Raw genomic sequence first — 11,377 nt, 5'->3', positions numbered from 1 at the left:
TTTCTAACCTCCTATTTTGGTGTTCGTATATCCTGCATTGATAAATATAGCCGCCAGTGCTTCCATCTCTTCTTTGTCTGGTGCATGCAGGTCAGTGCCTTTATATTCCATATCCAGCTTTCTGTATTTTCCGCTTCCGGTATCGTGGTAAGGCAGCAGATTGATCTGAGCCGGATGGATATCATGTTCCTGAAGAAACGCGATGGTTTCTTTCATGTTCTGTTCGTTTCCGTTTACCTCTTTGATGGTAGGAATCCGGATATAGATTCTGGCGCCGTCCTGAGAAAGGCGGACCAGATTTTCAAGTATCAGTTTATTGTCAACTCCGATGTACTTCTTATGAAGCTCCGGATCCATAATCTTCACATCATAAAGGAATGTATCTACATAAGGAAGAATCTTCTGAAATCTTTCATAAGGAGCATATCCGCATGTGTCGATGGTAAGCGATATTCCCTGACGGTCCAGCTCTTTGGCTGCCGCGAGGACAAAATCCATGTCCACTGACATTACTTCACCGCCCGAGAAGGTAACTCCTCCGCCGGACTGTTCGTAAAACATCTGATCCTTCATGAGTTCTTTAACCAGTTCTTTGATTGTATACTCATATCCGACGATTTCTCTTGCGGACGCCGGACAAACATCTGCGCATTTTCCGCAAAATGTACAGGACAGTGAATTCCATACCGGCTTGTGATCCTCCATATGGATCGCACCATTCGGGCAGGCCGCCGCGCAGGCTCCGCATCCTGTGCATTTTTCCCTGTCCAGCTCCATCTCTCTTTCAAACCTCTGGGTCTCCGGGTTATGGCACCATACACACTTCAAAGGACATCCTTTGAAAAATACAGTTGTACGAATCCCGTCCCCATCATGAATCGAAAATTTCTGTATATTTGTGATATTTTTCATGATTCTCTCCTGTCAGTTCTCCCTCTTTGAACCTCAGTTTGAACTTTAGTCTAATCGTTAAATTAAATGTACAACAATGTTATAATTTTGTCAATAGGAGAAATAGGTTTTCTCCACTTTTCCTTTCAAAAATTCGACTCACTCCTTTCCCGCGCAAAAAACCATCCCATACCGAATCATTTTTGCTGCCAGCTGTCTGAAAACAGAGAATGTGAAAGAGTAGTTTTCTCTTCTTGGTTCAGATATCCTGAACCTTATTGACAAAATTATAACGCCCTTTTGAAAAAGTCTTCACAAAGAATTATATACATATAGCCATGACGGTTCCCTGTGAGTACCATCATAGCTACTTTTCATCTCTTAACAGAATCAGTGTAAAAACTATTCTCTCGTGTCGCTTTCCCTATAAATTAGATTTCAAGTTCTTTATCTCTTTTCGGATAGTTCTCGTCAAAACATCCCCAATGAAATGCAATGGGATTCCGACCAAGGCTTTCGAACTCATTTCAGATTCGGCAAACTATATTGATATTTTTACTCGAAAAAGCGAAAAATGTATAGCAGCCTCAATGATCCACAAATATGCCTTGCCTCATACTCTGCAGTTTTCCGGCAATGCTTCAATTACCTTATTCTCAAACGTTCCGAAGTCATCTCTGCAAAACAGTTTCTGGTTCCTGTTTAATTCTTCCTCTATCGTCTCATCGAATTGCGCCGTATCTAGTGACACGCAGATAATCGGAATCTCGAAATTATTAGCCGTTGTTATTTCAATCGTAACCGCAGTAGAACCAACCGCATCTGCTGAAGAAAACAATAGCATACACTCAGAACATTTGATTCTGTCCTTAATCATCAAGCGCCAGTTTGCTCCACCTGTAATTCCCTCATCGTACCAAATTCGAAAACCATTTCTCTGAAGCATACCAAGAATCGAATATACCTGCTCTCTGTCCTGATGACTATAGCTGACAAAGATATATGGTTCTGGGCCCACATATGGAAGTTTCACATACTTCTGTTCATTCAACACTAATTCAAGTTTCTTCCGTCGGTTCACAATCTGATCGAATTGTTTTTCAAGCGCCTTATAATCAAAAGATGTCCCTTCTCCGGTATAGATAACCACCTCATCAAATAATTGGAAGTCACTCAGATATATCTGCTGCATCCTCTTTCCGGCTACCATCCTTGCTTCAATTTCCTCATCAGTTATGCCGGGCTGTGCCGCAATCAGTTTTTCATAGCATGGGTCATCAATAAAAAGATTAATCAGCGTCACATAATCTCCGTAAGCCCTCTTCAGTTGTTCTATGAATTCTATTGCATAAGTGCCAATTGTCAAAATGCAGTCATTCACACCATGGATTGCATCCATGATCTGCTGCTGATTAAATCCTACTGCAACGCCATTCAATCCATACTTGAAATCACATTTTCTGTATTCTTCTTTCGTTACATAAATCTTATCATTGAACCAGTCTTTATACACGCCCTCCGGATTCTTGTATTGCTCATCTGAAATCGGCGAATCGGCTTCAATTAGATTGTATTTTTTGATAACAGCGAACCCTTTATCCTGAAGGATTTTACGACTTTGAAAGCCGACTTCCAATGTTCCACCGAATAATATAAACAGCATACTTCCTTATCTCCTTTACTATTTTTTAGCAGAATGTTCTTTCAAATACTTTCCTCAGCCCTGTCTACATTGCATACAGACACGACCTATGATGTGTGATGGTCTCCACATACGTATTCACTTTTCCAGCTTTCTTGGGTGCTTTCGCTGCACTCGTCGTTTAACCTATCTCATCCACATATTCGATATATTTCCCTACCCACTCTTCCGTATATTCCTGGGCAGCAACCTCCAGAGCATTATTGTAATACTCCTCTTTGTCTTCTTCCGGCGCAGTATAATGTTCCGATGCATTTTTGAAGATATACGCATCGGCGTACATCCGAAGCTTATGATTGTCCTCATACTGGTCTTCCCATTTCACACTGTCCGCTACTGCCTGCGTGTATGCATGATTGACCTCATGCAGCAGAATCTCAAGCATTCTTTCTCTGGAATAGTACCACGCCTTGCTTGTAACGCTGATCATCTGGTCTTCTTTGGAGTAATATCCATCTCTTTCACTTTCCGCTTCATACTGCTCCACTTCCACCGTTGGCGGCTCAATTCCCCAGTACTGACTCTCAAGATCAATAAGGGCCTGCCACAGTTCCTTTTTTTCCCGATTATCTAGGGCAATATAAACATCTTCCTGCCACATGCTCAGCATGCGTCGGTTCTCATCCCATCCTCTGTCACCATAAACTTCACTTGACGTTCTCTGGACCTTCATTTCCACAGGTGTTATCCTGTTCATACTGTAGCCGAGAGTGCCCAGAAAGGACAAACCTATCAGGACGGAAAAACTTTTGTAGATGATCTTGGTCCACAGATGTCTTGTTTTCCTACCATGATATTTCCGAATTACAGCCTGTATAAGCAACCACAGGATGTAAAGGGCAAACACCGCCACAAGCAGCTTTGCCTCCCATACTCCCTCTGCCCACCAGCGGAACGTCAAAAGTGTACACGCCGGAGTCATGCCGGATAAAGTAATTCGTAACAACGTTTTATTTTTACTGCAGACCACACAGAACATCATACATCCGGTGAGAACTGTATAGGCAAGAAACAGATAAGTTCCTTTCACTACTTTTTCGTGATACACGAAATAGGTAAACAATTCTTCTGAAAATACCATACCGATCACAGTGGATACGAGTAAAATCAGGTAGGCAGCATATTCTTCTGTGAAAACAGTTTCACCGAACAACAACCTTCGTATTTTTCTCATTTGTTCTTCCCTCTGTCTTTCCACTAATAAAAGAACACCTTCCCTTTTTCAGAAAAGCGTCCTTTTATCCATCTTATTATCTCTCTTTTAACGAACTTTTCAGCATTTATACTACAGCACCATGATGATAAATAACTCTAATATTCCGTGCGCAATATTATCCACAGACTAATATCACACTTTAAATATTACATCTGAATAAAAAAGATTCATCTGGCAAGTTTCTAATGCCAACAAATCATTATTCCACTCCTTATTGTTATGTTTTAAGACTTGCTGAAGTACTTTTTCATTAATCTCCATCTTTTCGTTACTGTCAAAACATGCACATTTAAAGCTAACCGGTGTCATAGCAGGACTTAACGCTGTCATAATCCCAATAAACCGATTCAAAAATGCAGCCGGCCTGTACAAAACGATATTTAATTTTTCTGAACTATCATTATTGTTTAATGCAATGTAATAATTAGTTTCTGTTTTTGACAATGTACCATAATAATAGTATTCATAAATCTCATTTCCTTTTACATTTACGTATAATTCCACTTCATAACTACTTCTTATTTTCAATTTCGATTTTATTAATCGTTGATTTGTATATGGCGAAAATGAATAGTACAGCAAGTCAAATGTTTTATCAGCAATCTCTTTACCCGAAACTGAGTGTAACATTGTCAATAGCTTTTCAAATGCAGCGTCAAAGTATTCCATATTAGCAGATACACCATTATAATTGACAATATCTTGTATTTCTTCAGGAAGTTTCTTAGGCCATTTAAACTTTCGCATCATAACCGGAATTATATTTTTATCATGCTTTATACTACAACTGATTTCTTTTCTTACCCAATCACTTTCATCAATACACCTATCCAAGGCATGGTCAGGAAGTATAACAATAACATCTGTACATTCTTGTATCACCGAAAAAATTTTAGTATTAAATTTTCCAGATCGTAGTGATTCGACATCATAGAAAACAGAACATCCCCTCTGCCTTAATTTAGTACACAATAGACAAGCTAACGCTTCACCGCCATCACGCCTATAGCTTATAAAGATATCATACATAATAAAATACCCCTATGTTCTCTGATATGCATTTCACCAAAACTCTTACGTTATAAATCACGTTCCTTACTGATTATTATATTTCGTATCACTTATTGTGTAAACACTATCTTATTCCATAAAAGATACCCAGTACACAAAACACCTTCAAAGGGGAACTTTTTTATTCTGTAACCGAATATGTACGGATGCATTGTAATAAAATGTTCTTAATCTAAATCCAACTAACACCGCCCTAATACGTCTTCTCTAAATTATTTCATTTATTAAATACCGAAAAATCATTTCTTTGTCATCAAATGCTGCCCTATCTATTTTCTTTTACAAACACATTCTGCCATCTGCAAGCAGTTTCATCATCCGGAGGTATTTATCAGGGCGAAAACAATTTTTTGAAACTTCTAATCCTCAGATGTGGTGCCGAAAAGTTCATCGAAACGCCTCTCGAGCTCCTTCTGCAAATCATACTCTTCCTGTCTTGTCATATTATGAACCTGATTGCTCTGTGTCCCCTGCCTACTTCTACCATTGTCAGTCTCCTCTGATGGCAGTCGTATACTCTTCAGAAATTCTAAACGCTTATTACCCTTCATTACACTCCCCACTTTACCTGCGATATAATCCATTCGTTTTTGTTAATCTCATATTAATTCTAACGCGTAGCCTGAGATAGCTCTTTCTCAACATGTTTCTCATAGACCGCCGTTATTTTCTTATACATCTCGTTCTGGAAGATGTTATATCTCTTTGTAAAGATCGGCTTCATGCCACGCCGGAAGATGATTTCTGATCCAATCGGCATGTACAGGACATCCTCCAGGGGTCTGTTCGCTCTCACTGAAATACTCCTTCCTGTATCCAGATCCATAGATCCCAGAAACACGATCGTGTCGCAATTATTAATGATGGTGGTCGCCTTCTCGCTACCGTAAAGTGAGCTTAACTGCGACTCTGACTGGATCAGCACCGTAACAGACAGGCCCTTCTCACGAAAAATGGACACGTACTGCTCGAACATATTAACAGGACAACCGGTGGCAAAATCGTCGGCAAGAACATCGACTGGTATCGGTAGCTTTCCGTCTGCCTGGTCTTCCGCAAACTCAAACAGTTCCTTAAACACTGTTCCATAGAAGGAAGAGATGAAACTGTTCAGCGAAGAATTAACCGGACTGGTTGTTATAAAAAGCACAGTTTTTTCAGAAGCCAGCTTCTCAAAATCCACCATTTTTTTCATGCGAAACATTTCCTTCAGTTCCGGAGTAAAGATAGAATCGATTGTAGTGTTCAACGCCGAAAAAATACAACTGGCTGTCTTGATAGGCAGCTGTTTGAACGATTTCCAGCAGGACACTGCAAAGGACGACGGATCTTTCTCTGCAAGATACTCAAACTTCCTGTCATAATTCGTGGTAATAACACCGTTTCTCTCCTCAAAAGTTAGATTATTGTGGAACTCCAATACATCCGCGAATGTAGGGTTGTCTTTTGTCTGCAATATGTAACATATCTCCGCACTGAAAAGACTTGTTGCACCGTCATCCCAGTACGGATCAGCATTTGACTGAGCCTTCAGAGGATTGGCCAGAACGATACTCCGAGCCAGGAAGGTGATGTCGTTATAAGAGCCAATGTGCATCAGTGGATCGTACCCACAATTGCCCTCGCTGGGATGCACAAAATTCAGATCCAGGACCTTATAACCTCGCTTCTTCATCACCATAGAGTACTTCTTCACAATTCTGCGTTTCGTTACCGTGGCAATGAGACTCTTGTTGAATGTCTCCAGAATACGGGGTTCCATAATACTGACTGTCTTCCCACAGCCGGAAGTGCCGATGACAAGGATATTATTATTCAGTCCGGTCTTCTGTGAATCCGAACTGAAAATGCAGTTCTCGCCGTCTCCAAGGATCAATCTGTCAGTATCGCTCCCTGCCCTAGATTTCCAAAGCATTACCTCATCAAAAGAGCTATCGGTTACATTCGTCTGCCCATCTTTATTAATCATACACATCCCTCCATCATTTCCTTAAAATTCTTAATACCATCCGCAAGTCCCATCTCAACTGCTTCCTGAGCTGAGAAGTAATGGTCATAGGATGTCAGTTGATCCATTTCTTCTTCCGTCTTTCCGGTATGGAAGGCCAAAAGTTTATTTATCATTGCCTTCGACTCCAACAGACTTTCAGAAATGGATTTGATAGAAGATGCATTGCCACCAATCTTGCCTCCAAGCAATGGTTCATGGAGCATAAGCTTGCTGTGCGGAAGCATGTATCGCTCTTTCCCACAGGTAAACAAAACTGCCCCCATACTGTAAGCACATCCGCTGCAGAAGGTACGGACAGGGGATGTGGAGCCGACAATGGCATCATAGATGAGTAAGCCATTATCGATCTCCCCTCCCGGAGAATTAATAAACACCGAGATTGGTGCCTTATCATCCTCCAGGTTCAGGAGCATCATCTGCTTGAAGAAATCCATAGCGCTGTCAGCGTTGATCTCGCCAGTGATAAATAACCTGCGGTCACTCATCAGTTTGGATTCAATCGCAACCGTCTGAACACCGCTGCTGCTCTTCAATAATATTGGTGTACTCATCAGGCCTCACCACCTTTCGTGGCAAAAAGATTCAGACGAATGACTTCCGGTCTGTCATAAGGCCAGTTGTCCTCTGCCAGAAACTGCTTAACAACATTAACAATTTTGTCTGAATATTCATATCTATGCATAGCTTATTCTCCCTTCCCGGGATACCCGAAGGCCTCCCTATGCTCTCCTTCTCATATCTGTAACTATCTGTCGCTTCGGCAGTCTGTACCAGGTACGGTTTCCCGCCTCATCCAGTTCATACAGGTTCTGCAATGTCTGCCGGACATAAAACAAATCCTCTGTATACAGCAGACTGTCTGTCTCACTGATCAGACCTCTGCTGCGAAGATACCGATCAATCTTTACGCAGTGCTCATAGTTCTCGCCGCAGATGACAAGCTGCGGCACTGTCTCGTGCCCGTAATAGTTGTTTTCACGATAACGGCTGTCATTGATCAGGATGTAGTAACGATTCACCTTATCTGCCAGCTTGCGCATCGCGTGCGGTGTGGATCTGACCACCTCATACAAGAGGATTGACTCCTCATCCAACTGAATATTTGCGGCCGTCCGAATGATACAGCCATCTGTAATCGGAAGTTCCTGTGCAGGACGCATCGTCTCCATGATTCCGAAGCGCTCACATGCCACCCCATTCATCAGACCGGCGAGAGAGATCATATTGCCGACAAGAATGCGTTTGATATCCTCTGCTGTGTCAAATGCATCCAGTTCCTGCTTCTTCGTATTGCTTAGGTATCTGTTTCCCTTATGGAAGAGTACACCTCTGTGACGGGCAATCTGAAAACCTTTATAATCCAGGTCGTATACCTTCAGTCTTCTTTCTGCCTCCGGAGTCTTCAGCTCATACTCGCGAATGACCCTCAGCTTCATCATTTTGTTCAGTCGATTGCGAACGCCGTGTCTCTGGACTTTGAAACCACGGAGTCCTACAAACTGGTATATCTGCAAAGAGCTTAAATACTTGCTGCGTCCCAGTTCCTCAACCACGGCATAGTCGACCGCGTCAAAGGACTCTTCGATTTCTTCAACAGGCACCCCATTGAAAGGTAGCACAGTCATAAAGACCTCTTCTCCCTCGCGAGCCGCATATACCGGAATATCCGGTATATGGTCCGCTCTGAAACCAAAATCAAAAGCTCTGTTGCTGTAATTCACAGTGTCATTGAACTTTTCCATCTTCTTCATATATACTACGCCCCTTTCATGCTGCAAAGTCGTTCATGACCATCTTGGTTACCTTCTCCTGAAGGGTAATTCCCGACAGGTTACACACATAGTAATCACAGAAGTACTCGATACATTCCGCCTTGCTGTCTGAGATATAGGCATCTACCAGGAGCAGGTGATCCGGAACGATGTTATAGGTCACTCCCAGCTCAGCAAAGCTGCTCCAATCAGAGAAGCATTTACCGCTCTTGCATTCCACAATGTACCAGATTCCGTTGAACTGAAAAGCAATGTCGAACTCATTTTTCAGCTTGCCTTCTCTGTCTGCCACACGGACATTCCGGTAAATCTCATATTCTGCTTTATATTTCACCGACAGTTTCTGCAGTACGCCCTTGATTGTCTGATAAACCGCAAGCTCCAAATACTGTCCTGTAAGGAACATCTGTGCCTTTGGCATCACAACCAGTGATCCATTGAGAGACTGGAACGCCGGGAAGTAACGGACATTGCTGACCAGTCCGGCCATATCCTGAAACAGAGAAATAATCTGCTTCTTCTCCGCATCACTTTTGCCCGCCAGTGACAGACGGAAGTCTTTCTGTCCGCGGATGTAAAACTGGCGAAGCTCATGCAACAGATCCTTAATGAGATCATTGTTCTTCATCATTTTGATTGCCAGCTGTCCAACTGCCTCCGGTATCTTTTCATCACTGCCGACCGACTCGATAACGATGTTCTGTATACCGTCGATCAGGTCACGAAGACCATTGCCATGTGTGTCAGCTGTTGGAACCGGAGCCCCCCCCACTGACATCAGTGGTCTGATCTCCGGAGCCAATTTGCCATTCACCGCACAAAGTGCTTTTGCTTTCAACATATGAAGTATCCCTCCTCTCTGATGAGATAGCTGCTAGGCGTTTGCGAAACGCCACAAACCGTATAAATACGGTGTTTTTTGTTGCTAAAATACAAATAACTCCTCACCGGATATGGTATAATAGAGTCGTCCAAAATCCATAAACCACCATCCAAGAAAGGAGTTATTCTGATACTATGATACCATATAAACAGCTTTCTCTGGCAGATATTTTTTCAGATTGCCAGGAAAAATTTAAAACTGACAAACCTGCGTTTCTTTCTCTATTAGAAACCCATATCGACATTGATGAAATTATTCCGATTTCTTTCAGAAATCATTTTTATGCATCAACGGGCAGATCCCGTAAATACCCTTTGCAAGCTTTCCTGTGGGCTTTGATCATTCAACGTATTTTCTCAATTCCTACAGACCAGCTTCTCCTCATTTTTCTCGCTTACTCTAAACCCCTTCGTGAATTCTGCGGGTTTTCCAAAGTCCCGGATGCTTCCAAAATCACTCGCTTTAAACAGGACTTTTCAGATGACCTGCAGTTTATCTTTGATCATCTTGTTGATATTACAGAGCCCATCTGCCAGGCTATTGATCCTGCAAAAGCAGATTTAACCATCTTCGATTCTTCCGGTATTGAAGCTTTTGTCACCGAAAATAATCCGAAGTACGCTAACAGAATCATTCGGCAGGTTAAGGCCTTTGCGAAAGCACATGGCTTTGATCAGTCCTACGACCCTTATAAGGCCGCCTACAGTTCCATGCCTTCCCATGCTTCTGCGAATCCTGAAATCAAGCAGCTGTATATCAATGGACATTTTTGCTACGTCTTCAAGTTTGGCATTGTCACCAATGGGCTGGGCATTATCCGTCATATCTCTTTCTACAACAAAGACTTTATGGCGTCCCATCCTGATATTGTTGTCGAAAAGAAATCGGACTCCCCTGATGAGGATAAGTGTGTTCATGATTCCAAACTTTTGATCCCGACACTCAAAGACTTCTTTTCAAAGCATCCACTGATCAATCCCAAAACCTTCCTCGGAGATGCCGCTTTCGATACCGCTCAGCTCTATAAGAGCCTTCTTACCGGTGATACTTTTGGTAAGGACAAACATTTCCAGAAAGCATATATTCCACTCAATGCAAGAGCAGGTCTTGAAAATCAGGATTATACCATCAATGAAAACGGGATCCCCTGTTGCCCTCATGATCCTTCCCTCCCTATGAAGTACGAATGCACTTCTAAACTAAGAAGCGGTGTTACCAGATTCAAGTTTGTCTGCCCTAAAATGAGATGGGCTTACGAGAAATCCACCCAAAAATCTTATAGACAATGCTGTTGCGAAAATCCTTGTACCACTTCAAGATGTGGTCGTATGGTTTATGTCTATCCGGAAAAGGATCTGCGGGCTTATCCCGGAACGATCCGCGGAACCGAAGAATGGGATAACACCTATAAAATAAGGACTGTTGTTGAAAGAGATATCAACCACATCAAAGATCATCTCTGTCTAGCAGGCCGTCGGACACAAAACGAGAAGACTTTACATGCTGATCTGATCCTTGCCGGTATCACTCAGCTGATTACTGTTGTTCTCGCCGATAAAATCAAACATCATGAATACATTCGAAGCTTAAAGCCACTCATAGCATAGGACTTACCACTTTCATAAAGCAGATAGCTTATTAAAGTGCGCCTAAAATATCCGGTTATCCACTTTTCATTCCAAAACTCCTTCCCTGTACGAATTTTCCTTGTTTTGCTTCAAGTTTACGAAGGAGTTTCGCAATTACCTACTATAATTCTGACGGCTTATGGGACAAAATGCTGTAACTGATTTTTTAATTATGTGCATATTGTAGATTTTGAACGGTTTTT

General features: G+C 42.0%; 11 protein-coding genes. 1 reads left to right on the top strand and 10 read right to left on the bottom strand.

Translation table 11 applies throughout. The annotated features are described in order from the left end of the window. Positions 1 to 3: 3 nt before the first annotated feature. From B5E64_RS02530 to B5E64_RS02490, 10 genes are all read right to left on the bottom strand, one after another. Positions 4 to 912 carry a trans-4-hydroxy-L-proline dehydratase activase gene (locus tag B5E64_RS02530; protein WP_087166969.1) on the bottom strand — a complete coding sequence of 303 codons (909 nt, stop codon included), beginning with the start codon at positions 910 to 912 and terminating at the stop codon, positions 4 to 6. Between the two features lie 592 nt (positions 913 to 1,504). After that, positions 1,505 to 2,554: a toll/interleukin-1 receptor domain-containing protein gene (locus tag B5E64_RS02525; RefSeq protein WP_087166968.1), complete on the bottom strand. Its 1,050-nt coding sequence runs from the start codon at positions 2,552 to 2,554 to the stop codon at positions 1,505 to 1,507. A 160-nt stretch (positions 2,555 to 2,714) separates the two neighbouring features. Further along, positions 2,715 to 3,767: a hypothetical protein gene (locus B5E64_RS02520; RefSeq protein ID WP_140398812.1), complete on the bottom strand. Its 1,053-nt coding sequence runs from the start codon at positions 3,765 to 3,767 to the stop codon at positions 2,715 to 2,717. A gap of 174 nt (positions 3,768 to 3,941) precedes the next feature. Next, complete coding sequence (locus B5E64_RS02515; RefSeq protein WP_087166966.1) at positions 3,942 to 4,838, bottom strand: toll/interleukin-1 receptor domain-containing protein; 897 nt, start codon at positions 4,836 to 4,838, stop codon at positions 3,942 to 3,944. Positions 4,839 to 5,239: 401 nt separating this feature from the next. Further along, the gene (locus B5E64_RS17945; protein ID WP_087166965.1) at positions 5,240 to 5,464 is read right to left on the bottom strand and encodes a hypothetical protein; all 225 of its coding nucleotides are present in this window, start codon (positions 5,462 to 5,464) and stop codon (positions 5,240 to 5,242) included. 26 nt (positions 5,465 to 5,490) lie between these two features. After that, the gene (locus B5E64_RS02505) at positions 5,491 to 6,849 is read right to left on the bottom strand and encodes a type IV secretory system conjugative DNA transfer family protein (RefSeq protein ID WP_242960067.1); all 1,359 of its coding nucleotides are present in this window, start codon (positions 6,847 to 6,849) and stop codon (positions 5,491 to 5,493) included. Further along, on the bottom strand, positions 6,846 to 7,442 hold the full coding sequence (locus B5E64_RS02500; protein WP_087166964.1) for an ATP-dependent Clp protease proteolytic subunit: 597 nt from the start codon (positions 7,440 to 7,442) through the stop codon (positions 6,846 to 6,848). Before B5E64_RS02500 ends, B5E64_RS02505 begins: the two co-directional genes overlap by 4 nt. Continuing rightward, complete coding sequence (locus B5E64_RS18605) at positions 7,442 to 7,573, bottom strand: hypothetical protein (RefSeq protein ID WP_275532778.1); 132 nt, start codon at positions 7,571 to 7,573, stop codon at positions 7,442 to 7,444. Before B5E64_RS18605 ends, B5E64_RS02500 begins: the two co-directional genes overlap by 1 nt. A 37-nt stretch (positions 7,574 to 7,610) precedes the next feature. Beyond that, positions 7,611 to 8,642, bottom strand: a complete 1,032-nt coding sequence (locus B5E64_RS02495) for a hypothetical protein (protein ID WP_140398811.1) — start codon at positions 8,640 to 8,642, stop codon at positions 7,611 to 7,613. A gap of 16 nt (positions 8,643 to 8,658) precedes the next feature. Further along, entirely contained in the window at positions 8,659 to 9,504 is an 846-nt protein-coding gene (locus B5E64_RS02490) for a DUF1887 family protein (RefSeq protein WP_087166962.1), read from the bottom strand. A 176-nt stretch (positions 9,505 to 9,680) separates the two neighbouring features. On the opposite strand from B5E64_RS02490, the gene B5E64_RS02485 reads away from it, so the two are divergent. Beyond that, entirely contained in the window at positions 9,681 to 11,153 is a 1,473-nt protein-coding gene (locus tag B5E64_RS02485; RefSeq protein WP_087166961.1) for a transposase, read from the top strand. Positions 11,154 to 11,377 lie beyond the last annotated feature (224 nt).

Origin of the sequence: Drancourtella sp. An12 (assembly GCF_002160935.1) — a bacterium.
Classification (GTDB): domain Bacteria; phylum Bacillota; class Clostridia; order Lachnospirales; family Lachnospiraceae; genus Sellimonas; species Sellimonas catena.
This window is presented reverse-complemented; position numbering and strand designations above follow the sequence as displayed.